The organism is Rhodoferax sp. TH121, assembly GCF_002251855.1.
GTDB lineage: Bacteria > Pseudomonadota > Gammaproteobacteria > Burkholderiales > Burkholderiaceae_C > Allorhodoferax.
This window is the reverse complement of the sequence record NZ_NOXW01000022.1, coordinates 748,677-769,976: the sequence shown is the minus strand read 5'-3', so window position 1 is coordinate 769,976 and position 21,300 is coordinate 748,677. Positions and strand designations below refer to the sequence as shown.

At 60.8% G+C, this 21,300-nt stretch carries 21 protein-coding genes; 7 read left to right on the top strand and 14 right to left on the bottom strand.

Translation table 11 applies throughout. The features are described from left to right. Positions 1-11: 11 nt before the first annotated feature. Together CHU94_RS19130 and lysA are read left to right on the top strand one after the other, a co-directional pair. On the top strand, positions 12-197 hold the full coding sequence (locus CHU94_RS19130) for a lipoprotein (protein ID WP_141211488.1): 186 nt from the start codon (positions 12-14) through the stop codon (positions 195-197). Beyond that, on the top strand, positions 194-1,477 hold the full coding sequence (gene lysA / locus CHU94_RS17955) for a diaminopimelate decarboxylase (RefSeq protein ID WP_094482389.1): 1,284 nt from the start codon (positions 194-196) through the stop codon (positions 1,475-1,477). Before CHU94_RS19130 ends, lysA begins: the two co-directional genes overlap by 4 nt. Before the next feature lie 43 nt (positions 1,478-1,520). Here lysA and CHU94_RS17950 read toward each other — a convergent pair whose 3' ends face one another. The 5 genes from CHU94_RS17950 to CHU94_RS17930 form a co-directional block, all read right to left on the bottom strand. Then, positions 1,521-2,135, bottom strand: a complete 615-nt coding sequence (locus CHU94_RS17950) for a sulfite oxidase heme-binding subunit YedZ (RefSeq protein WP_094482387.1) — start codon at positions 2,133-2,135, stop codon at positions 1,521-1,523. Between the two features lie 3 nt (positions 2,136-2,138). Next, complete coding sequence (msrP, locus tag CHU94_RS17945) at positions 2,139-3,146, bottom strand: protein-methionine-sulfoxide reductase catalytic subunit MsrP (protein WP_094482870.1); 1,008 nt, start codon at positions 3,144-3,146, stop codon at positions 2,139-2,141. A 44-nt stretch (positions 3,147-3,190) separates the two neighbouring features. Then, positions 3,191-4,549: a c-type cytochrome biogenesis protein CcsB gene (ccsB, locus tag CHU94_RS17940; protein WP_094482385.1), complete on the bottom strand. Its 1,359-nt coding sequence runs from the start codon at positions 4,547-4,549 to the stop codon at positions 3,191-3,193. A gap of 4 nt (positions 4,550-4,553) precedes the next feature. After that, positions 4,554-6,686 (bottom strand): cytochrome c biogenesis protein ResB, encoded by a 2,133-nt coding sequence (locus CHU94_RS17935; RefSeq protein ID WP_094482383.1) that lies wholly within the window; start codon positions 6,684-6,686, stop codon positions 4,554-4,556. 115 nt (positions 6,687-6,801) lie between these two features. Then, positions 6,802-7,440, bottom strand: coding sequence for a cytochrome c (locus tag CHU94_RS17930; protein ID WP_094482381.1), 639 nt, complete (start codon positions 7,438-7,440; stop codon positions 6,802-6,804). A 154-nt stretch (positions 7,441-7,594) separates the two neighbouring features. On the opposite strand from CHU94_RS17930, the gene yihA reads away from it, so the two are divergent. Further along, positions 7,595-8,242, top strand: coding sequence for a ribosome biogenesis GTP-binding protein YihA/YsxC (gene yihA / locus CHU94_RS17925; RefSeq protein ID WP_255034051.1), 648 nt, complete (start codon positions 7,595-7,597; stop codon positions 8,240-8,242). 4 nt (positions 8,243-8,246) lie between these two features. Here yihA and CHU94_RS17920 read toward each other — a convergent pair whose 3' ends face one another. Both CHU94_RS17920 and CHU94_RS17915 read right to left on the bottom strand, forming a co-directional pair. Beyond that, positions 8,247-9,098 (bottom strand): lipid A biosynthesis acyltransferase, encoded by an 852-nt coding sequence (locus CHU94_RS17920; RefSeq protein WP_255034028.1) that lies wholly within the window; start codon positions 9,096-9,098, stop codon positions 8,247-8,249. 33 nt (positions 9,099-9,131) lie between these two features. Next, positions 9,132-9,962 carry a lysophospholipid acyltransferase family protein gene (locus tag CHU94_RS17915; RefSeq protein WP_094482374.1) on the bottom strand — a complete coding sequence of 277 codons (831 nt, stop codon included), beginning with the start codon at positions 9,960-9,962 and terminating at the stop codon, positions 9,132-9,134. A 184-nt stretch (positions 9,963-10,146) separates the two neighbouring features. Between CHU94_RS17915 and metK the strand changes: the two genes are divergently transcribed. The 4 genes from metK to CHU94_RS17895 are packed head-to-tail and all read left to right on the top strand — an operon-like array spanning position 10,147 to position 14,931. Continuing rightward, complete coding sequence (metK, locus tag CHU94_RS17910) at positions 10,147-11,328, top strand: methionine adenosyltransferase (RefSeq protein WP_094482372.1); 1,182 nt, start codon at positions 10,147-10,149, stop codon at positions 11,326-11,328. Positions 11,329-11,381: 53 nt separating this feature from the next. Then, the gene (locus CHU94_RS17905; RefSeq protein WP_094482370.1) at positions 11,382-12,623 is read left to right on the top strand and encodes a glycosyltransferase family 9 protein; all 1,242 of its coding nucleotides are present in this window, start codon (positions 11,382-11,384) and stop codon (positions 12,621-12,623) included. Then, the gene (locus CHU94_RS17900; protein WP_094482368.1) at positions 12,620-13,111 is read left to right on the top strand and encodes a GtrA family protein; all 492 of its coding nucleotides are present in this window, start codon (positions 12,620-12,622) and stop codon (positions 13,109-13,111) included. The genes CHU94_RS17905 and CHU94_RS17900 overlap by 4 nt, the downstream gene beginning before the upstream one ends. Continuing rightward, a complete protein-coding gene (locus tag CHU94_RS17895; RefSeq protein WP_094482367.1) occupies positions 13,108-14,931 on the top strand; it encodes a glycosyltransferase family 39 protein in 1,824 nt (607 codons plus the stop codon). Before CHU94_RS17900 ends, CHU94_RS17895 begins: the two co-directional genes overlap by 4 nt. Before the next feature lie 85 nt (positions 14,932-15,016). On the opposite strand, the gene CHU94_RS17890 is transcribed toward CHU94_RS17895, so the two are convergent. The 7 genes from CHU94_RS17890 to ygiD form a co-directional block, all read right to left on the bottom strand. Then, entirely contained in the window at positions 15,017-15,850 is an 834-nt protein-coding gene (locus CHU94_RS17890; RefSeq protein ID WP_094482868.1) for a shikimate dehydrogenase, read from the bottom strand. Then, on the bottom strand, positions 15,850-16,305 hold the full coding sequence (gene aroQ, locus CHU94_RS17885) for a type II 3-dehydroquinate dehydratase (RefSeq protein ID WP_094482365.1): 456 nt from the start codon (positions 16,303-16,305) through the stop codon (positions 15,850-15,852). Before aroQ ends, CHU94_RS17890 begins: the two co-directional genes overlap by 1 nt. Before the next feature lie 66 nt (positions 16,306-16,371). Continuing rightward, positions 16,372-17,379: a TRAP transporter substrate-binding protein gene (locus CHU94_RS17880; RefSeq protein WP_094482363.1), complete on the bottom strand. Its 1,008-nt coding sequence runs from the start codon at positions 17,377-17,379 to the stop codon at positions 16,372-16,374. Positions 17,380-17,479: 100 nt separating this feature from the next. Next, the gene (locus tag CHU94_RS17875; RefSeq protein ID WP_094482361.1) at positions 17,480-18,757 is read right to left on the bottom strand and encodes a TRAP transporter large permease subunit; all 1,278 of its coding nucleotides are present in this window, start codon (positions 18,755-18,757) and stop codon (positions 17,480-17,482) included. 17 nt (positions 18,758-18,774) lie between these two features. Then, positions 18,775-19,329 carry a TRAP transporter small permease gene (locus CHU94_RS17870; protein WP_176452077.1) on the bottom strand — a complete coding sequence of 185 codons (555 nt, stop codon included), beginning with the start codon at positions 19,327-19,329 and terminating at the stop codon, positions 18,775-18,777. A 159-nt stretch (positions 19,330-19,488) separates the two neighbouring features. Next, positions 19,489-20,193 (bottom strand): TetR/AcrR family transcriptional regulator, encoded by a 705-nt coding sequence (locus CHU94_RS17865; protein WP_094482359.1) that lies wholly within the window; start codon positions 20,191-20,193, stop codon positions 19,489-19,491. Between the two features lie 101 nt (positions 20,194-20,294). Beyond that, positions 20,295-21,200 carry a 4,5-DOPA dioxygenase extradiol gene (gene ygiD / locus CHU94_RS17860; protein ID WP_094482357.1) on the bottom strand — a complete coding sequence of 302 codons (906 nt, stop codon included), beginning with the start codon at positions 21,198-21,200 and terminating at the stop codon, positions 20,295-20,297. Between the last annotated feature and the right edge of the window lie 100 nt (positions 21,201-21,300).

The following is a 21,300-nucleotide window of genomic DNA, read 5'->3' as shown; positions in this document are numbered from 1 at the left end:
ACAATTTCAGCATGTTGAAAGCAGCACTAATTCTAGTCAGACACCTTGCCCTTGCCCTCAGTGTGCTCACTGTGGCCGCCTGTGGCCAGACCGGCTCACTGTATCTGCCCGCCAAAACTCCCCCCCGCAACACGCCTGTAGCAGCACCCCAGGTGCCCGCAGCAAGCCCCTCCAGCAGTACCTCCTCCACACCATGAGCCACGCCTCTCTGCCCGGTCACCCTTTTGTCCACTACGCCGACAACGGGCAATTGCATGTAGAAAACTGCGCCGTCGATGCGCTGGCAGCGCAACACGGCACCCCCCTATTTGTGTATTCCAAGGGCTCCATGCTGGCAGCGCTAGCCGCCTACCAGAAGGGCTTCGCCGGCCGCAACGCGCAGATCTGCTACGCCATGAAGGCCAATTCTTCGCTGGCCGTGCTCCAGCTATTTGCCAAGGCCGGTTGCGGCTTTGACATCGTGTCGGGCGGCGAACTGGCCCGCGTACTGGCAGCTGGCGGCGATGCGGCCAAAGTGATCTTCTCCGGCGTGGGCAAGACCCGCGCCGAAATGCGCGAGGCATTGGAAGCCGGCGTGGGCTGCTTCAATGTGGAGAGCGAGGCCGAGATCGACGTGCTGAACGACGTTGCGGTATCGATGGGACGCAAAGCCCCTATCAGCATCCGCGTGAACCCCAACGTCGACCCCAAGACCCACCCCTATATCTCTACGGGACTGAAGGGCAACAAATTCGGTGTCGCGCACGAGCGCACCCTCGCTACCTACCAGCGCGCCGCCGCCCTGCCCGGCCTGCAAGTGGTCGGCATTGACTGCCACATCGGCTCCCAAATCACCGAGGAAACGCCCTATCTGGATGCCATGGACCGCATGCTGGACCTGGTGGAATCCATTGAGAAAGCCGGCATCCCGATTGAACATATCGACTTCGGTGGTGGCCTGGGCATCAACTACAACGGCGATACACCACCCGCAGCCGACGCTCTGTGGGCCAAGCTGCTGGCCAAGCTGGACGCACGTGGCTTCGGCCAGCGCAAGCTGATGATCGAGCCGGGCCGCTCGCTGGTGGGCAACGCCGGCCTGTGCGTGACCGAGGTGCTGTACCTCAAGCCCGGCGAGCAGAAAAACTTCTGCATCGTCGACGCCGCCATGAATGACCTGCCCCGCCCGGCCATGTACCAAGCCTTTCATGCCATCGTGCCGCTGCAAGCCACGTCTGCCACTGCAGGCAGCACGGTCTACGACGTGGTGGGCCCGGTCTGCGAAAGCGGTGACTGGATTGGCCGCGACCGCAGCCTGGCAGCGCAACCCGGCGATCGCTTGGCCGTGCTGTCGGCTGGTGCCTATTGCATGAGCATGTCGAGCAATTACAACTCCCGCCCCAAAGCTGCCGAAGTGCTGGTGGATGGTGTGCAGGCCCGCCTGATCCGCCAGCGCGACACGCTGGCAGACCAACTGCGCGGTGAGTTGCTGCTCTGATTCACTATCAAAACAGGAGCTGCTCGCGCAGAATCTAAGGGGGCTAGGGCCTGTTTTTCTTCAAAAGACGGCGCAGGCGCCAGCCCAACAACAGCGCGATGATGAGCGCGTAAACCGCGACTTCGGCAAAGTTGTTTTTACCGGCCCGCATCCAGAAGAAATGCAACAGGGCCAAGCCAGCCACGGCGTACACCGCCCGATGTAGCGCCTGCCAACGCTTAGCGCCCATGCCCTTGATGACCCGGTTGAACGAGGTGGCTGCCAAGGCCCACAGCAGAAGCCAAGCCGTAAAGCCGACCAGGATGAACGGTCGCTTGGCGATGTCCTTGGCGATATCCCCCACGTCCAGCCCCATGTCGAACCAGCTGTAGGCCAGCAGGTGCAACAGCGCGTAGGCAAAGGTCCACAGCCCCAGCATGCGCCGCAGACGAGCCAGTGAGGGCCAACCGGCAATCGTCCGCAGTGGTGTCACCGTCAACACCACGCAGAGCAGGCGCAGCGTCCAATCTCCCGTGGCACGCACCAGCGCTTCTGCAGGGTTGGCGCCAAGACGGTCCGCAAAAGCCGCAAACACCAGCCACGCCAGCGGCAAGGCTGCCACGGCAAACACCACTGGCTTGGCCGCGCGATGGGCCAGCCAGGCATTTACGAAGGCCATACCTCAGTAGAACTTCTTGAGGTCCATGCCGGCGTAGAGCTGGCCCACCTGGGCTTCGTAGCCGTTGAACATCAACGTCTTGCGCTTCTTGGCAAACAGGCCGTCTTCGCCAATACGGCGCTCAGTGGCCTGGCTCCAGCGCGGGTGGTCCACATTCGGGTTCACGTTGGAATAGAAGCCATATTCGTTGGCCGCCGCCTTGTTCCACGCAGTACCGGGTTGCTTCTCGGTGAAGCGGATCTTGACGATGCTCTTGCCGCTCTTGAAACCGTACTTCCATGGCACCACCAGACGCACGGGGGCTCCGTTCTGCTTGGGCAGCACTTCGCCATACATGCCGAAGCTCAGCAAGGTCAGCGGGTGTAGGGCCTCATCCATGCGCAGACCTTCCACATAGGGCCAGTCCAGAACACGCGAACCGACAAAAGGCATCGTCTTGGGGTCAGCCAAAGTCACAAACTCCACGTACTTGGCACTGCCTAGCGGCTCCACCTTCCTGATCAGCTCTGCCAGCGAGTAGCCCACCCACGGAATCACCATGGACCAACCCTCCACACAGCGTAGGCGGTAGATCCGCTCCTCCATGGGGCTGAGCTTGAGCAGATCCTCCAGCGCGAAGCGGCCTGGTTTTTTCACCAACCCCTCGACCTCCACCGACCAGGGATCGGTCCTGAGTGTGTGGGCGTTGACAGCGGGGTCCGCTTTGTCGGTACCGAATTCGTAAAAGTTGTTGTAGCTGCTGGCGTCCTTGTAAGCAGTCACCTTTTCCATCGCCATGGCACCTGCCACAGAAGAGGCTTTGGAGGGCAATGCAGCCAGTTTGCCAGGCGCTGCCCCCCAAACGGCACTCTGCGCCAAAGCGTCCCGAGCCGCCCATTGCGCCATGCCAACACCTGCAACACCTGTGGCCAAGTGCTTGAGCATTTGGCGACGTGACTCGTAGACGCCAGGCGCGGTGATCTCGCTGGCGATCGGGTGCTCAAAACCGGAACTTGTGGACTTGATCAGCATGGGGACTCCTTGGATGGTCATTGGTCGTCCGACCATGCCGCTTCTTACAAAGTTCCGTAGCTGTGCAAGCCACTCAGGAACATGTTGACACCAATAAAGGCAAACGTGGTCACTGCCAGCCCTGCCAAGGCCCACCACGCGGCCACGGTGCCGCGCAGCCCCTTCATGAGACGCATATGCAGCCAAGCCGCGTAATTGAGCCACACGATCAAGGCCCAGGTCTCCTTGGGGTCCCAGCTCCAGTAGCCACCCCATGCCTCAGCTGCCCACAGTGCACCCAGCACGGTGGCGATGGTAAAAAACGCAAAGCCGACCGCGATGGACTTGTACATGACGTCGTCCAGAATCTCAAAGCTGGGCAGCTTGGCCGCAATCTGCTTGCGCCCCAGCAAAATACCCGCAACCACCAGGGCCGAGACACCAAAGTACACGGCCCAATAGTCGCTCATTCCGCCGCTCGCAGACCGACGAAACACCAGCGGTTCAAAACACAACACAATGCCCAACAACCACAGCGGAGCGAGTTTGTACCAGCGGGTTTCTGTTGCCTGTTGCTTGATCAGGTAGGCAAAGGCCACCATGGCAGCCAAGGCGAAGGTACCGTAGCCAATGAAGTTGGCCGGCACATGCAGCTTCATCCACCAGCTCTTCAGTGCGGGCACCAAAGGCTGAATTTCATGGGCCTGGCGCACCACCGTGTACCAGAGCAAGAAGCCCACGGCAGCGCTAATCACCAGCATGACAAACGCTCCCAAAGAACGAGTCTTGTATTGGGCTTCAAAGTACAAATAGAACGCAGCAGTCATCCAGCAAAACAGAACGAAAACTTCGTACAGATTGCTCACCGGGATGTGCCCAACGTCAGCCCCCAGCAAATAACTTTCGTACCAACGCACCATGGTGCCGGTCAGTGCCATGGTGATGGCCACCCACACCAAACGCGACGCCACCAACTCTATACCGTCAGCGCGGCCTTTAGCAAACACGCCAATCCAATAGAACACCGTCGCCATGAAGAACAACATGCTCATCCACAAAATGGCCGACTGGCTGGACAAAAAGTACTTGAGCCAAAACACCGTCTCGGCCCGCTCCAGCGAGCCTTGGTAAGAGAACACGGCCGCCAGCGACAGCCCGGCCACTACCAGCATCAAGGCCTGCAAGGGTCTCCAAAACCAACCTAGCCAGATCACCGAGGGAATCGCCGCCAGCAAAATGCCTTTCTCATACACATCCATGCTGTCGGCATAGCGGGTAAAGGCAAACAGGCCGCCCGCAACCACCAGCAGTGCAAACAGCCAGTCAAACCAGGTACGCCGGGCAAAGTAGCCCACATTCAGGCTGATAGCGTCCGCGGACGCTTGCTCCAAAGTCTCGTTGCGGGTTCCGGTCACTGCATTCATATCTCTATTCCTTCCACGCCAACAAACGTGTTTTGAGGTGCTCAAACTCTTGGTCACTGTCCAGGGTCTTGCGATTGGAGGAAAAGGCCATGGACGCCCGGGTCGTCGCACCACCGGTCTCTGGTGCCAACCATACCCACACGCGGCGCTCACGAACGTAGAGCATGGCAAATACCCCAATGATCAGGAGGGCACACCCCAGATACACCACTGTTTTACCGGGGGCGCGCGCCACTTGGAACACACTGGCCTGTACCTGCGTGAAATCTTCCAGCGTCAACACGAAAGGCGCAGGATACAAAGGTACATCACTCAGCGCCAGCACTGCTTGGGTCATAAAGGCTTGGCCACGTGCATCGGGCGCAAAGGCTGGCAGCCCAGCCTGCTCACGGGCCACTTGCTCCAACTCAAACAAAACACCATTCAAAATACGTACCAATACCTCACCAGCTTTGCTGCGCTCGGTTTGCGGCACATTGGCCTCAATAAAATCTGAAATGGCTTGCAGCCCTGCAACGGCAGTCACCTGCTCCCCCACTGGCACGCCTGCAAACAAGGCCAACGCACGTGCCGCAGAAGCACTGAGCTGCGCTGACAACTCCGGCCGCTTGCCATCCACCGCCTTAGCGGCATACCGTTGCACGGCCTTGTCGCGCATGGCGGGATTGGCCAGTGCTTGGCTCAGGCGCATGAAATCATCCATGGAGCCTTTCTCGTCTGCAGGCACACGGATATAGCGAAAAGTGTCTGCCGGCGTCTCTCGCATTCCGAGCAAAAACACAGGCACACCCTCACCCATGTCCACCGGCAGCATGTAATTGTGGTATTCGCGGGCTTGGCCGGCACCATCGCGCAGCTTGTAGGTCACGCTAGGGCCCACATTGCGCAAATTTTTTTGTTCTTTCGTCTTGTTGGCAGCGCCCATTTGGGCGTTCATGGCCTCGCGCAAATCCACTTTGCGAACATCAACGCCTTCTGCCGGATTGCTGCCAAAGTTCTCTACATTGATCACGCGCAGACCGGTGTACTCCACTGTCAATTGATCGCCTGGCAGACCAACTTGGTTCGTCAATTGGGAGCTGCCTCCGACCACCCCTTGTAGTTCAAAGGTGGGACTACGACCGGTGAGCGACTGCGCGCGCAAACGCAAGCTGGAGCCGCCGTCGTCAAAACTGCTTTGGAAAATCTCGATGCCACGGTGCTTGACAGGGTGGTTCACCTCCGTACGCGCCTCAATCTTTTCACCGGTCACTTTGTCGTGAATCACGATATCGCTGGCAAACAATTTGGGCATGCCTGTGGAGTAGTACTCCACGATGAACTTTTTGAGTTCAATGGCAAACGGCAAGTCCTGCAACAATACGCCATCCGATTGGTTCAAGATGGCCGTGCTGGACTGCGTGCCTTCTGCGACCAGCAAATTGCCGCGGAAAGTCGGATTGCGCTCGCTCAGACGATGCTGCTGCGGCACGTCCGCAATCAGTCCTCCGCCCTTGTAGACCTGCTTGCCGTTGAACAGCATTTGGGCCCGCACAATCAAGTCGCCATCGAGCAAGCCCCCCAAACACACCAACACAATCGCGCTATGGGCTGCGATATACCCCAACTTGTTGGCCGCGCCCGCTTTGGCCGCCACCATCCACCCAGTGCCTTGTGCTGTTTCACGCCGTTGCAACTTGACACGCCAGCCACCGCTGACCAGCAAATTGCCAATCCGGTGTGCAGCTGGCTCTGCGGGCTCTGCCAACTCCGCCTGTGCCCGCTGCCCAAAAGCCTGCAGGCTTTGCTCGCGAATGTTCTCTTTGTAAGAACGAAGATCCGCCAAAATTTTTGGCGTATTGCGCGCGACACACAAGGACGTGCTCGTCACCAAAAACGCAAGAATCAACAAGAACCACCAAGCGCTGTAGACGCTGAAAAGGCTGGCCATGCCAAAGACATCGGTCCAGAAAGGCCCGAACTGGTTGACATAGTTATTCAGAGGCTCGTGCTGCTTGAGAACCGTGCCGATGATGGATGCAATGCAAATCACCGTGAGAAGTGAAATAGCAAAACGCATGGACGACAGCAACTCGACGGCAGAGCGCCAAGCCTGCGAGCCCGTCTTTAACGCCAAGCCTTGGGTAGAAACTGTCATGGGCAGCTGTGAAGATTCAAAAAAAAAGGCAGGCCATCATGGGATGGTCCCGCCTGTTGGGGTGGTTACGGTGCGATTGGTTCCGTAGAACCAAGCGCGCGCCGAAAAATAAGACTTAGCGCAGGCCGGCGATGTAATCCGACACAGCCTTGATTTCACGGTCGTTCATCTTGGCGGCCACTTGGCTCATTTGCAAACTGTTCTTGCGTACGCCGTCACGGAAGGCGACCAACTGGGCCACCGAATAATCCGCATGCTGGCCGCTCAGGCGCGGGTACTGGGAGGGAATACCTGCGCCGTTGGGGCTGTGGCAACCTGCACATGCGGGAACTTGACGATCAGCAATCCCGCCCCGGTAAATACGCTCACCCAAGGACACCAGCGCCTTGTCTTTGGCAAAACCAGTCTTGGCTTTTTGCGTAGTCAACCAGTAGGCAATGTTCTTCATGTCAGCATCGCTCAGCGCTGATGCAAAACCCTTCATCACGGCGTTGTTGCGCTTGTCGGCCTTGAACTCTTGCAGCTGCTTCACCAAATACTCGGGATGCTGCTGCGACAGTTTGGGGTAAGCAGGCGATCCCGCGTTGCCATCCGCCCCGTGGCAGGCGGCACACACTGCGGCATAGCTGGCTTCACCCTTGACCAGGTCAGGCTTGGCGGCTTTGGCAACCTCTGGCTTGGCGTCTTCTGCGAAGGAAGGCGCAGAGAAGGCCACAAAAGAGGCCGCGAGGAGCAGGTGTGCAATCAACTTCATAGGAATGTCGTGTCTGGTGAGCAAAACAGCGCCATTCTACAATGCAGCTCTGGGTTTACCTTCACATTCAATGACCAATACACCAAACCCACGCGCTCCAAGCGCCACCAACACCCCCGCACCCGGCGCAGAAAAGTCGGCGGGAGCGGTGGCCATGGGCTGGTTACATACGGCCCGCTTTCTCACAACAGCGCCCCAATTGCACTTTTTGCCGGAGCTGGACGTACCCGAAATTGCCTTCGTAGGCCGCTCCAACGCAGGCAAATCCACCTGCATCAACATCCTGACCCAGCAGAAGCAGCTGGCCTTTGCCTCCAAGAAGCCCGGCCGGACCCAGCATATCAACCTGTTCGCCTTGGGCAAACAGGGCCAGACCGATGCAGTGCTGACCGATTTGCCGGGTTACGGCTACGCGGCCGTCCCCAAACAGGACAAGATCCGCTGGCAGCAGGTCATGGCTAATTACCTGGTTACGCGCAAAAACCTGCAGGCTATTGTGTTGATGTGCGATCCGCGCCACGGGATGACCGAGCTGGATGAAATCCTGCTCGATGTGATCCGCCCCCGGGTGCAAGAGGGTCTGAAGTTCTTGATCATCCTGACCAAGGCCGACAAGCTCACCCGCAGCGAACAAGCCAAGATTTTGTCTATTACCAAATTGCAGGCAGGTGGCGGCGAAGTCATGCTGTTCTCGGCCCCCAAACGCCAGGGCATTGAAGAGGTCGCCCAGCTCCTGTGGAAATGGGCCCACCCGGGCGACACCACAGGCGCTGCGCCAGCCGACACCGCGCCAGCGACCTAACTAATTAATAAGGCGGGGCCTCTCCGTTGGGGCGGTCTTTAAAGCGTTTGTGCACCCAGTAATACTGGGCAGGCATGGTGTCGATGTATGACTGCAGCTCGCTATTCATGCGCTCGGTATCGGCCTCGAGGTCTGCTGTCGGAAAGTTGTCCCAAGGTGGCAACACTTGAATGGCGTAGCCCTTGGGCGTCATGCGAGTCACCACAGGCACCACCTGGGCCCGCCCCAGCTTGGCAAAGCGTGATAAGGAGGGCACGGTCGCCGCAGACACGCCATAAAAGGGCACGAACAGTGACTCGGATGGATCAAAGTTCATATCCGGCAAAAGATAGAGGGGCTCCCCGCGACGTACCGCCGCCACAATCGGCTTGGCGCCATCCAAGCGCGCCACCATCTCCGCCTGTCCAAAGCGTTGTCTCCCCGCCAGGACCCAGGCATCGACCGCAGGGTTGAGCTGGGGGGAGTAAATCGTCGAAAACCGCCGCGGCACCTGCTGGGTCAGCGCCGTCCACGCAGCATCCAGGCCCATGAAATGAGGGGCAAACAAGACAGTCGGGGTATCGCCAGCCAGTGCCTCCAGCGCACCGTTTAGTTGCAAGCGTGCCTGCACCAGCGATGGCGGTGCATGCCAGAGCCACCCCCGGTCCAGCCAGGATTGGGCGAAGTGCACAAAGGTCAAAAGACATTGCCGCCTGCGCTCGGCCGAGCTCCACGCAGGAAAACACAAGGCCAAATTGGTCTGCACCACATGCCGCCGGGAGGGAACCAGGACGTACAACATCGCGCCCAACACCCATCCCAAACCACGCAGTAGCGGCAAAGGCAGTGCCCCCAGCAGCACCAATAGTTTCAGCATCCAGCGACTCATCATGGCCTACCTTTGGGCCCCTCAGGGCGTCGCACGCGGCGTCTTGTACCTGGCATAACCCCACAGGTACTGCATCGGGCACTGGAGGATGAGCGCCTCCATCGCTGCGTTGATCTGGCCTGCAGCCACACTCAAATCGGGGGACATGGGCGCATCCAAAGGCCGTACGTGGACGACATACCCCTCCCCCCAAGGCAGTCGCTCACCCCAAGCCACCAAAACCGTTGCACCGCTTTGGACCGCCAAACGGGCAGACAAGGTCATGGTGTAGGCATCTCGGCCAAAAAACGGAGCCCACACCCCCTGCGATTGCGGCGGTACCTGGTCCGGCAACAAACCCACGCTATGCCCAGCCTTGAGCGCCTTGAGCATTTGCTTGACCCCGGCCAGCGTGGTGGGAGCGGTTTCCATGCCGGGCCGGGCACGGCTTTGCGTCACCAGGGGCGCGAGCCACGCTTGCCTGGGCGGCCGAAACAAGACCGTCATGGGCCGGCCCTGCTGGCCAAAGGCCTGGGCATAGGCCTGGGCCGTAATCTCAAAACAGCCGAGGTGAGGGGTCAAGAACACCACACCACGCCCCCCCTGCATGGCAGCTTCCACATGCTGTCGCCCCTGCCATACCACGGGCACTGGCGCCCCCAACCACAAGCGCGGCAACTCTGCCACCAACATGCCGGATTGGCCTACCGCAGCACGCCGCTGCGCCGCACCCAAACCCGCTTGACGTGCATTGGCGACAAAGCGCTGGCGGTACGTAGGCGACAAGAGAAAGGCCAACCATCCCAGCACCCAGCCCACGCCGTGTAATAGCCACAAAGGCAGATAAGACAGCAATTTGAAAACCAGGAACATGGGTGGGCTAAAATCGGCAGCGTCGCTGAGTTATGGAACTACTTGCAGGGCGACGCACACACTGGTTTGCCTCCCAAGGCCCGCCATTGTGCCTTGTCAAATTTTTGACGAATCTGCTAAAGCGTTCGCTGCAAGCTCCAAAGCCCAAGCAACGCGACTTGACGTTAATTTTGGAGACCTAGTTATGGCGAACGATTTTCTCTTTACCTCCGAGTCTGTGTCTGAAGGCCACCCCGACAAAGTCGCCGACCAGATTTCCGATGCAATCCTGGACGCGATTTTCAAGCAGGACCCCATGTCCCGTGTGGCTGCCGAGACCCTGACCAACACCGGTCTGGTGGTCTTGGCCGGTGAAATCACCACTAACGCCCATGTGGACTACATCCAGGTGGCACGCGACACCATCAAGCGCATCGGCTACGACAACACCGAGTACGGCATCGACTACAAAGGCTGTGCCGTGCTGGTCGCCTATGACAAGCAGTCCAACGACATCGCCCAGGGCGTGGACCACGCGTCCGACGACCACCTGAACACCGGCGCTGGCGACCAGGGCCTGATGTTCGGCTACGCCTGCGACGAGACTCCCGAGCTGATGCCCGCCCCCATCTACTACGCGCACCGTCTGATGGAACGCCAGGCGCAGCTGCGCAAGGACGGCCGCCTGCCCTTCCTGCGCCCTGACGCCAAAAGCCAGGTCACCATGCGCTATGTAGACGGCAAGCCCCACAGCATCGACACTGTGGTGCTGTCCACCCAGCACAGCCCCGACCAGTCGGAGACCCAGCACAAGATGAAGGCTTCGTTCACCGAAGCCATCATCGAAGAAATCATCAAGCCCGTGCTGCCCAAAGAGTGGCTGCAAAACACCAAGTACCTGATCAACCCCACCGGCCGCTTTGTGGTGGGTGGCCCCCAGGGCGATTGCGGCTTGACGGGTCGCAAGATCATTGTGGACACTTACGGCGGTGCCTGCCCCCATGGTGGCGGCGCATTCTCTGGCAAAGATCCCTCCAAGGTCGACCGCTCGGCTGCCTACGCTGCACGCTACGTGGCCAAAAACGTGGTGGCTGCAGGCTTGGCCAAGCAGTGCCAGGTGCAAGTGGCCTACGCCATCGGCGTAGCCAAGCCCATGAACATCACGGTGTACACCGAAGGTACGGGCGTGATTCCCGACGACAAGCTCTCTGCCATCGTGGCCGAGGTGTTTGACTTGCGTCCCAAGGGCATCATCCAGATGCTGGACCTGCTGCGCCCCATCTACGAAAAGACGGCCGCCTACGGTCACTTCGGTCGCGAAGAGCCCGAGTTCACCTGGGAGCGCACCGACAAGACTGCCGCCCTGCGCGCAGCCGCCGGCCTGTAAAGCCGTCCTCAGCCAGCGGCGCACAACTGCGCGGCTGGCACAATGCCAACCCGATGAAACTCCAAACACAACGATTCATAGACCGCTGGGTTGGCCAACTGCTGTGTGCTGCGGTCTCGGCTTGGGTACGCGTCACCGGCTTATGGTCTGCGCCCGCCACGCTGGACGCACAAGCCAAGAATATTCTGGTCATCCTGCTGTCCGAGATGGGCAGCATTGTGCTGGCAGGCCCCATGTTTGCAGCGCTGCGCCGCCAATACCCCGGTGCGGCCATTCATATCCTGCAGCTCAAGAAAAACCAGGAAGTCTCCAAGCTGCTCTCGCTCACCGAGCCCGAGCACATGCACACGCTGGACGACAGTTCCGGTGGCGCACTGATTGCAGACATTCTCAAAGTGAGCCTGACCATGCGCCGCCTCGGTCTGGACGCAGTGATTGACTGCGAACTGTTTTCGCGCGTGAGCGCCCTGCTCTCTTTCAGCACGGGTGCACCCGTGCGCGCGGGCTTTACGCCCCACACGCAGGAAGGCCTGTACCGCGGCAGCTTCATCAACCACGCGATTCCCTACAACCCTTACCAGCACATCAGCAAGCAGTTCTTGTCGCTGGTGGATGCACTGCAGTCGCCCCACGGCATGCCACGCAACCGCGCAGGGGCCATCCGCGACGTTCCGGCCGAGCCAGAGTTGTCGGTGGCCTTCACGCCCACCGAATTGGAGACCTACCGCAGCAAGGTGGAAACCGACCACCCCGTGACGCGGGATCGCCCCCTGGTGCTGGTCTATGCGGGCGGCGGCATCCTGCCCGAGCGCGCCTGGCCTGCCAGCCACTATGCGCGCGTGGTCCAAGGCCTGTGTGCTGCCGGTTATGCCGTGGGCCTGATCGGCCTGAAGGACGATGCCATCCTCGCACGCGATCTCCAGACCCAGGTGGGCCACGAAGCCTGCCTCAACCTGACCGGCTACACCAAGAGCATCCGCGAGTTGCTCATGCTGATGCACGCCAGTGCCCTGTTGATCACCAATGACGGCGGACCCAGTCATTTCGCTACGGTCACGCCCATCCAGACCATGGTGTTCTTCGGGCCCGAAACGGGCAAACTCTATGGGCCGCTGGGCAAGCGCACCATCATTTTGGAGTCGGGCATCGCCTGCTCGCCCTGCCTCACCGCTTACAACCACCGCCTGACCTTTTGCGATGGCGATAACCAGTGCCTCAAACGCATCGCCCCCGACCCGGTGCTGGACCAAGCCCTGACCTACCTGCGCACCCGCACCGAGGCCGCAAGCGTATGAGTGGCGTGAATGGACTGCAGCGCGCCGTGCTGTGGGCGCTGGGCCTGCTGGAGCGTTACCGTTTCATCAAATTTGGCATCGTGGGCGCCAGCGGCGTGGTGGTGAACCTGAGCGTGCTCTACCTGGGCCACGAATACCTCTTCAATGTCATTGAGGCGGGTTACAAAAAACCCTACCTGTCCCTGGCACTGGCCATCGCCCTGGCCACCCTCAACAACTTCACCTGGAACCGCCTGTGGACGTGGGCTGACCGGGTGAAGAACCTGGAAGCCGGCGAAGTCCAACCCGTGAGCCTGCGTCTGCTGGGGATGGAGTTTGGCCAGTACGTCACTGCGTCGGCCTTCGGCAGCGGCCTGCAGTACGTGCTCACGCTGCTGCTGTCGGGCAGCATGGACTACCGCGTGGCGAACATCATCGCCATCATCGCCGCCAGCGTCAGCAACTTCTTGGCCAACGACCGCTGGACCTTCAAGCGCCCCAAAGAATGAAGCCCCCACGCTCCACCGCTGCGCGGGTCGCTGCCCCCCAGGGGGGCGCGTTTTTGCTTGGGGCGGCCCGGCGCAAAAACCGATCTGCGCATTGGCCATGGCTGCTTTTGGTAGCGTTTACTGCGCTGCTGTACCTGTTGGGCCTGGGCAGCCCCTACGCGCCCACCAATGGCGACGAGATGGTTTACATCCACATCGCGCGCATGACGGCCGAGAGCGGCCACTGGCTGCCCCTGCAGTCCGAGCTGCTGGGCACGCGTAACACCAAGCCGCCGCTACTGATCTGGCAAGCCATGGTGGCCGGTGACTGGGGCCAAAGCTGGGACCTGTTTGCGCTGCGCCTGCCCAGCATCGCCTACACCTTTGCCACCACCGCCCTGCTGGCCTTCTTTGCCCACCGCATGGCGCCGGCGCCCGGTAAGCTGCGCGCGGCCTGCGTGGCAGCGGCCTTGTACCTGCTGTTCTTCTCGACCTTCCGCTACGGGCGTGTCTACCTCACCTCGGCCCCCGAAACCTTCTGGCTGGCCCTACCAATGTGGTGGGTGTTGTGGCTGCGTGTCCGTGACAACGCCCTGAACCAGCCATCCACCCTGGGCTGGCTGGCTTACACCTTGTTTGGTATCGCCATGGGCTTGGGCGCGGCCTACAAATCATTTGCCCTGGTGGCCCCGGCTGCCGCAGCCCTGTGGTGCGCGGTGCTGCTGAGTGAACCTTTGGCCTGGCGCACCACGTGGCGCACCACCGCGGGCGTGGCCTGGAGCACGCTGCTGGGCGTGGGCATTTTTGCGCTGTGGTTTGTGCTGGATCCGGACCCGGCTGCCGTCTGGCAAGAATTTGTGGTGGCCGAAAACGCGGGCAAGATGTCCAACACCATGGGCTACTGGCAAGCGGCGCTGTCGGGCCCCTACCCCCTGTGGACACAGCTGCTGGCCTACCCCGAAAACGCGGGACTGCTCGCCTTCATGGCCCTGGGCTTTTGTGCGCTGGTGCTGTGGCGCGGCGTGCGCCGCCAAAGTTATGCGCAACTCACGCCGGCGCTGTGGGTGCTGCTGGCCTGGCTGGTGGTGTGGCTGGTGGTGTTTACCATTCCCAGCCAGCGCTCGGCGCGTTATGTCATTCCGGCCATGCCAGCCTTGGCCATTGCCATGGCGCTGGTGTGGGACCGGCTGCCCCGCGTCTGGTTCTGGGTCACCCTCTTGGTGTGCGCCCCAGCGCTGGTGATGCTGGCACGCATTGGTTGGGTCATGGGCAGCATGGGGATTGCCAGCACGCCAGAAGTTGCTATGACTTTGCTAGCTGCTGGCGCAGGATTGGCTGGGGCTGCCGCAGGATTTCTTTCCAAAATCTGGGTGCGCAACGCCTGCCTGCTGACCTGTGCGGCGGTCTATGGCTGCTTCACGCTGATGGTGGCGCCGATTTCTACCGTTGCCGCCGGCTACAGCCCCGCCGTGCAGGCGCAGATGCGCGGCCAGCGCGTGGTGGTGCCCAACGGGTTTACCGGCCAGTACGAACGTTTTCACTTTGTGCTGCCCGGTGCGCGCATCACCCCCTACGACTCCGAAGGCCGCAACACCGGCGCGTTGTACCCCGACATGCCCGCCAAGGAACGACTGGACCGCTTGCTGGCAGATTTTGACGCCATAGTCTGGCTGCAAGAGGACCTGAACGAAGCCCCCAGCTGCCTGCCCCACTGCACGCTGGTGGCGCAGCGCTGGCATGTGAAGAGCCGCCACAAGAGTGGCGAGGTGACGCTGGACAACCTGTGGCACCCCCAGGACTGGCTGTTCCGCCGCGAATGGCTGCTGGTGCGCACGCCTTAGCCGCAAACAGCAGCTCGTTTCACTCCTGATTTAGGAGCTGCTCACGCAGTATCCACGAGGCCTAGAGGCCTAAAAGGCTTAAAAATCAGTACTGCAGCGTGGCCACGGCCCGCAGCTCTTCGGGGGTGGTGCTGGGCAGGCCAAAGTACTCCAGGTAGGCCGGAATCTGCTCGAACAGCATGTCAGACCCCACCTGCACCTTACAGCCACGTGCGATGGCCGCGGCCAGAAAAGCCGTAGTCTCGGACTTCATGACCACCTCGCCCACAAACGTGGTGGCGGCCAGGCGTGTCACATCCAGCGGCATCGCGTCGCCCTCATTCATGCCCAGCGGCGTGGCGTTCACCACCAGGTCAAAGCCCACCGGGTCGGTGGAGCCGGTCAACACGTCGAGCTGCGGGTAGTGCTGACGCAGGCGGGCGGCCAGGCCATCGGACGCAGCGGCGTTCACATCAAACACAGCCAGTGCCGACAGGCCTTCGGCCGCCAGCGAGGCCGCAATGGCACAGCCCACACCGCCGCTGCCCACCACCAGGGCGCGGGCGCCTTGCAGCTTCAGGCCCTTGCGCAACACACCACGCACAAAGCCGGCGCCGTCAAACATGTCCCCCTGCAGCTGCCCTTGCGGGCCCCGGCGCACCGCATTGCACGCGCCGGCAATGGCCGCAGTGGGCGACAACTCGTCCACCAGCTCCGTGGTAGGCACCTTGTGCGGCATGGTGATGAGTGCGCCGCGGATGTTGGTGAGCGTGAACACGCTGCGCAAAAAGGTGGCGTAGTCCGGGCTCTGGCAGCCCATGGGCACCACCACCACATTGGCCCCGGCTTTTTCAAACCAGGGGTTGTAAATCATGGGGGCCTTGAAGGCGTGCGTGGGGAAGCCAATGTGGGCAATGACTTCGGTGTTGCCGTTGATGATCATGCCTGCGCGGCCTTCGCAGCCTTGGCCGCATTCACACCGGCGCGCAGCGCCAGCAAATAACTGTCTGCGCCGAAGCCGGCAATCTGGCCTTTGACGATGTCGGCAAATACCGACTTGTGCCGGAATTCCTCGCGCGCATGGATGTTGGACATGTGCAGCTCCACCACCGGGCAGGTCAGGATGGAGACGGCATCGCGGATGCCATAGCTGTAGTGCGTCCAGGCACCGGCGTTGATGAGCACGGCGTCCACCCCATCGGTAAACGCTTGGTGGATGCGCTCACACATGGCGCTCTCGCTGTTGGTCTGAAAGGCCTCCACGTCAACGCCCAGCTCGCGGCCCAGCGTGGTCAAGCTGGCGTTGATTTCGTCCAGCGTGATGGTGCCGTACTGCGCGGGGTCGCGCTTGCCGAACATATTGTGGTTAATGCCGTGCAGCATCAGGACTTTCATACAACCTCGAATACTTAAAAATTCAGCGGCCCTGCGCAGCCACCTGGCTGCGCAGGGGGGCGGCCCTTACTTGCGGTTTTTGGCCAGTTCGGCCTGCACTTCGGCGACGGTGGCTTCACCCACGTTGGCGCTGTACTTGGCCACCACGGGCTTCATCTTCTCGCGCAGCTTGGCCAGCTCGGCCGGCGAGAACTCGCTCACCGTCATGCCGCCCTTTTTGAGACCATCCACCGCCGCAGCGGCTTGGGCGCGGGACTGCTCGCGCTGGTACTTGGTGGCGTCGTCCGATGCTTCGTCAATCAGCTTCTTCTCGGCAGCGTTCAGCGTGTCCCAGAACTTCTTGCTGATGATCACCGACTGGGGGTTGTACTGGTGGTTGGTCAGCGTGACGTACTTCTGCACCTCGTACAGCTTGTTGGCATTGATCACGGTCAGGGGGTTCTCCTGGCCGTCAATCGCCTTTTGCTCCAGCGCTGCGTACAGCTCGGGGAACGGCAGCGGTGTGGGGTTGGCACCCAGGGCCTTCACCCAGTCCACATTGATGGGGTTGGGGATCACGCGCAGCTTCAGGCCTTCGATATCCTCCACCTTGAGGATGGGGCGCTTGCTGTTGGTGATGTTGCGAAATCCCAGCTCCCAGTAGGACAGACCCACAATGCCTTTTTCTTCCAGCTTGGCGTGCAGCTTCTTGCCCACGGGGCCGTCCACCAGCGCATCGGCTTCTTGGGCGGAGCTAATCAGGAAAGGGAAGTCAAAAATTGCCAACTCTTTGGCCACGCTGGCCAAGATACCGGTGTTGAGCACCACCATTTCCAGCGTGCCGCCCTGCACGGCGGACACATTGGCCTGGTCACCGCCCAGCACACCGCCGGGGAACAGGTTGACCTTGATCTTGCCGCCGGACTTCTTGGTCACATTCTCGGCAAAACGCTCCATGCCCAGCACCATGGGGTGGCCCTTGGGGTTTTGGGTGGCGAACTTGATGGTGTGTTCACGGATCTCTTGTGCCTGGGCCACGCCCAAGGTGGCGAGGACGGCGGCAGCGGCAATGGCTTTGAGGGCTAAACGCTTCATGACTTGTCTCCTGAAATTGTGGGAACCGAGAGCGGCTGTACGCATTACAAAAAGCCTGCCGGACGTGGCGTACCCAAGCACGCCCGGCTGCCGTTAAGAATCAATAAAACCAGCGCGCAGGCACCATCACCAGCTGCGGGAAGGCGACCATCAAAAACATGATGGCGAACTGCGCAAACATGAAGGGCAGCACCCCTTTGGTCACCTCGTCCATACCCACCTTGCCCACGCCGGCCACGGCGTTCAGCACCGTGCCTACTGGCGGGGTGATCAGACCAATCGCGTTGTTGATGATGAACATCACACCGAAGTACACCGGGTCAATGCCTGCAGCCTTGACCACCGGCATCAACACTGGGGTCAGCAGCAGAATCGTGGGGGTCATGTCCAGTGCGGTACCCACCACAATCGTCAGGATCATGATGGCCAACATCAAAAGGCGCGGGCTGTCCAGCAGCGGCTGCAGCAATTCCACCACCTGGCCAGGCAGGTTGGCCACGGTGATCATCCAGGCTGAGACCATGGCTGCTGCCACTAGAAACATCACCACCGCACTGGTCTTGGCGGCTGCAATAAACAGAGGCACCAGCTTGCTGAAATTCAGCTCGCGGTAGATCACGGTAGAAACAAATAGCGAATAGACGGCTGCCACCACGGCCGCCTCGGTGGGTGTGAACACCCCGAACTTCAGGCCAAACACGATGATGAAGGGCAGCACCAGTGCCCAGGTGGCCAAGCGCATGGCCTCCAGCACCTCTGCTGCGCTCTTGCGCGGTGGCGGTACCACCATTTCCTTGCGCACCAGCCACCACCAGGTCACCACCAAGGACAGGGCCAGCCACACGCCCGGGAAGATGCCGGCCATGAAGAGCTTGGAAATAGACACGTTGGCTGCCACGCCAAAAATCACAAAGCCAATGCTGGGCGGAATGATGGGCGCGATGATGCCGGCCGATGCAATCAGCCCGGCCGAGCGGGCCCGGTCGTGGCCAGCCGCCACCATCATGGGCAAGAGCAAAGCGGTCAGCGCAGCAGCGTCGGCCACCGCAGAGCCCGACAGCGACGCCATGATCACAGCTGCCACAATCGTCACGTAGCCCAAGCCACCCTTGATGTGGCCCACCAGCGCCATGGCAAAGTTCACGATGCGGCGCGACAGGCCGCCTGCATTCATGATTTCGCCGGCCAGCATGAAGAAGGGCACCGCCAGCAACGGAAAGCTGTTCGCCCCCTCGATCACGTTCTGTGCCAGGATCTGCGCATCGAACATGTTCATCTGCCACATCAGCGCAGCGCCACATAGCAGAAGGGCAAACGCAATCGGCACGCCTAGCGCCATGGCCGCCAGCAAAGAGCCCAGAAAAATTGCAATCGTCATCTCAATCGGCTCCGGGCTCAGTTGCGGGAATGGGCTTGGGCATCCGAATTGCCACCGTGCGGGGCCTCTTCAGATTCCTGGATCAGCACCAGGTGTGCGTCGTCCACCTGGCCGCTGAGCAAGCGCCACAGGTCCATCAGCACAATGGGTGCACCCAGTGCGGCAAAGACCACCCCCGAGGCGTAAAAAATGCCCATGGACACTTCCATCACCGGGCTGGTGGAACCCTTGTTGATGAGGTACTGGTCGTAAGAACCTTTGGCCACCAGCCACAGGCAGAACAACATCAGCACCAGAGACAGCACCATGCACACCTTCTTGCCGGTGGCGCCCAGGCGGCCCACCAGCATGTCGGTGCCCAAGTGGGCTTTTTCATGCAGGGCCACCACAGCGCCCATGAAGGTGACCCACACAAACAACCAGCGCGACAACTCCTCAGACAGGGTGAAGCCCGAGTTGAAGGCGTAACGCATCACCACATTGCCAAACACCAGCACCACCATCAGCGCCAATGCTGCGGCGATCAGGTAGCCCAACAACTTGCAGTACCCATTGATAAATTTGTTGACCACGCAACGCTCCAGATTTCGTACGTTTGCCAATGTACGAACTAGTTAGTTTTACGAGATGCGGGTTTTCCCTAGATCGATCGCCTATAGCCGGGAAAGCTGTTATGCCAAAAGTAAATGGCTTGGGGGCGCCTTGCGCCCAGGGGCATCGAACCGAAGGGATTACTTGCGCACGAAGCGCACCACCATCTCGGTGATGCTGGCGCGACGGGCATCGGACTGCGCGTTCTGCGCCTTGTCCTTGAAGATCAGCCCGAAGGTGTGGCGGTTGGACACATTGAAAAACGTCAGCGCCGAGATGGAGGCGTGGATGTCCACCGGATCCAGCCCCGGGCGGAACACACCCTGTTGCACCCCCCGGTCATAGAGTTGGCGAATCGCCTGTATGGCCGGCACGTTGAGCTGCTGGATGGTCTTGCTCTGCGCCAGGTAGCTGCCCTGCTCGATATTTTCGTTCATCACGAGGCGTATGAAGTCCTCGTTGTCCGCATGCCGGTCGAACGTGAACTCCACCAGCCGGCGCAGCGCGGCCTCCGGCTCCATGTCCTCCAGATGCAACTGTCCTTCGATCTGGCGCATGCGCCGGTAGGACTCTTCCAGCACCGCTACGTACAGCCCTTCCTTGCTGCCGTAGTAGTAATAAATCATGCGCTTGCTGGTGTGGGTGGCCTCGGCAATCGCATCGATGCGCGCACCACTCAGGCCCTTGGCGGCAAACTCCTTGGTCGCCACTTCCATAATGCCGGCCATGGTGCGGGCCGGGTCATTGGTGCGGGTGGCTGGCTTGGCAGATTTGCCGGCACGCGCAGATTGCGGCACCGGGTGTGCGCTGGCTGGCAAGGCGGAAGAAAGGGCTGACTCACTCATGGCCCAAGTATAGGAGGGCCTCAATCTATATACAAAAAGTGCCCAAATCCCTTATTGAATATGCGCAAACAGCTACATTTTTAATAGCAATCAAAAACCCCTCACCCCCACAACACCGAGCGCATCGAGATGGACGCGGACTGGAAGCCAGTGTTGAAGAAGCGCGGCATCTCAGAGGCGCGCGCCGCACCCGCCGCGTAAAGGAGTGGCAGGTAGTGGTCGTGCGAGGGGTGGGCCTGCTGCGCCACCGCACCCAGTGACTGAAAGTTTTGCAAGGCGTCCAGTTGCCCCTTTTTGATCTGGTTCTGCACCACGGTATCGAACTCGGTGGCCCAGTCGTAGGCCTCGTTGGCGGCGGTCCCTTCGCGGGTGGCGCGCAGGTTGTGCACGATGTTGCCGCTGCCCACGATGAGAACGCCCCGCTCGCGCAGCGCCTGCAGCTGCCGGCCCAGCGCGTAGTGCTCGGCAGGCGCGCGGCTGTAGTCCATGCTGAGTTGCAGCACGGGAATGTCGGCCTTGGGGAACATGGGCTTGAGCACCGACCAGGTGCCGTGGTCAAAGCCCCACTGGGCGTCCACTCCCAAGGGCGCGCCAGTGGCAGGCGACTGGAGTGTGCTCGCCAGACTGCGCGCCACCGCAGGCGCGCCGGGCGCGGGGTATTGCTGGTCAAACAGGGCCTGCGGAAAACCACCAAAGTCGTGGATGGTCTTGGGCTTCGCCATGCCAGTGAGCTGCCAGCCCGGTGTGAGCCAGTGCGCCGAGATGCACAGAATGAGCTGCGGCCGCACGCCCCGTGCCAACAGCTCGGTCCCCATGGTCTGCCAGCTGCGCCGCCAGGCGTTATCTTCAATCGCATTCATGGGGCTGCCATGCCCCACAAACAGCACCGGCATGCGCGGCGAGGGCTTGAGCCCTTGCAACAAGGGCTGGGTGGCGGCGCTGGACAGCGGGGTGGTGATCAGGCTGGGGAGTGCGGCCAGAGCGGCCAAGGTGGTTCTGCGTTGCATGGGGTGTGGAGCCCGGCTGGCGGTATGAAGTTCCCGCCACGGCAGCGGCAGAGCAGACGCTCTATCGCCCCGTCCTCCTATTGAAGCCATATGAGCCTCT

Excerpts from the sequence above, each read along its gene's own strand:
- CHU94_RS19130 (WP_141211488.1), top strand. The coding sequence starts at position 12 with ATGTTGAAAGCAGCACTAATTCTAGTCAGACACCTTGCCCTTGCCCTC.
- lysA (WP_094482389.1), top strand. The coding sequence starts at position 194 with ATGAGCCACGCCTCTCTGCCCGGTCACCCTTTTGTCCACTACGCCGAC.
- CHU94_RS17950 (WP_094482387.1), bottom strand. The coding sequence starts at position 2,135 with ATGGCCTTCGTAAATGCCTGGCTGGCCCATCGCGCGGCCAAGCCAGTG.
- msrP (WP_094482870.1), bottom strand. The coding sequence starts at position 3,146 with ATGCTGATCAAGTCCACAAGTTCCGGTTTTGAGCACCCGATCGCCAGC.
- ccsB (WP_094482385.1), bottom strand. The coding sequence starts at position 4,549 with ATGAATGCAGTGACCGGAACCCGCAACGAGACTTTGGAGCAAGCGTCC.
- CHU94_RS17935 (WP_094482383.1), bottom strand. The coding sequence starts at position 6,686 with ATGACAGTTTCTACCCAAGGCTTGGCGTTAAAGACGGGCTCGCAGGCT.
- CHU94_RS17930 (WP_094482381.1), bottom strand. The coding sequence starts at position 7,440 with ATGAAGTTGATTGCACACCTGCTCCTCGCGGCCTCTTTTGTGGCCTTC.
- yihA (WP_255034051.1), top strand. The coding sequence starts at position 7,595 with ATGGGCTGGTTACATACGGCCCGCTTTCTCACAACAGCGCCCCAATTG.
- CHU94_RS17920 (WP_255034028.1), bottom strand. The coding sequence starts at position 9,098 with ATGCTGAAACTATTGGTGCTGCTGGGGGCACTGCCTTTGCCGCTACTG.
- CHU94_RS17915 (WP_094482374.1), bottom strand. The coding sequence starts at position 9,962 with ATGTTCCTGGTTTTCAAATTGCTGTCTTATCTGCCTTTGTGGCTATTA.
- metK (WP_094482372.1), top strand. The coding sequence starts at position 10,147 with ATGGCGAACGATTTTCTCTTTACCTCCGAGTCTGTGTCTGAAGGCCAC.
- CHU94_RS17905 (WP_094482370.1), top strand. The coding sequence starts at position 11,382 with ATGAAACTCCAAACACAACGATTCATAGACCGCTGGGTTGGCCAACTG.
- CHU94_RS17900 (WP_094482368.1), top strand. The coding sequence starts at position 12,620 with ATGAGTGGCGTGAATGGACTGCAGCGCGCCGTGCTGTGGGCGCTGGGC.
- CHU94_RS17895 (WP_094482367.1), top strand. The coding sequence starts at position 13,108 with ATGAAGCCCCCACGCTCCACCGCTGCGCGGGTCGCTGCCCCCCAGGGG.
- aroQ (WP_094482365.1), bottom strand. The coding sequence starts at position 16,305 with ATGAAAGTCCTGATGCTGCACGGCATTAACCACAATATGTTCGGCAAG.
- CHU94_RS17880 (WP_094482363.1), bottom strand. The coding sequence starts at position 17,379 with ATGAAGCGTTTAGCCCTCAAAGCCATTGCCGCTGCCGCCGTCCTCGCC.
- CHU94_RS17875 (WP_094482361.1), bottom strand. The coding sequence starts at position 18,757 with ATGACGATTGCAATTTTTCTGGGCTCTTTGCTGGCGGCCATGGCGCTA.
- CHU94_RS17865 (WP_094482359.1), bottom strand. The coding sequence starts at position 20,193 with ATGAGTGAGTCAGCCCTTTCTTCCGCCTTGCCAGCCAGCGCACACCCG.
- ygiD (WP_094482357.1), bottom strand. The coding sequence starts at position 21,200 with ATGCAACGCAGAACCACCTTGGCCGCTCTGGCCGCACTCCCCAGCCTG.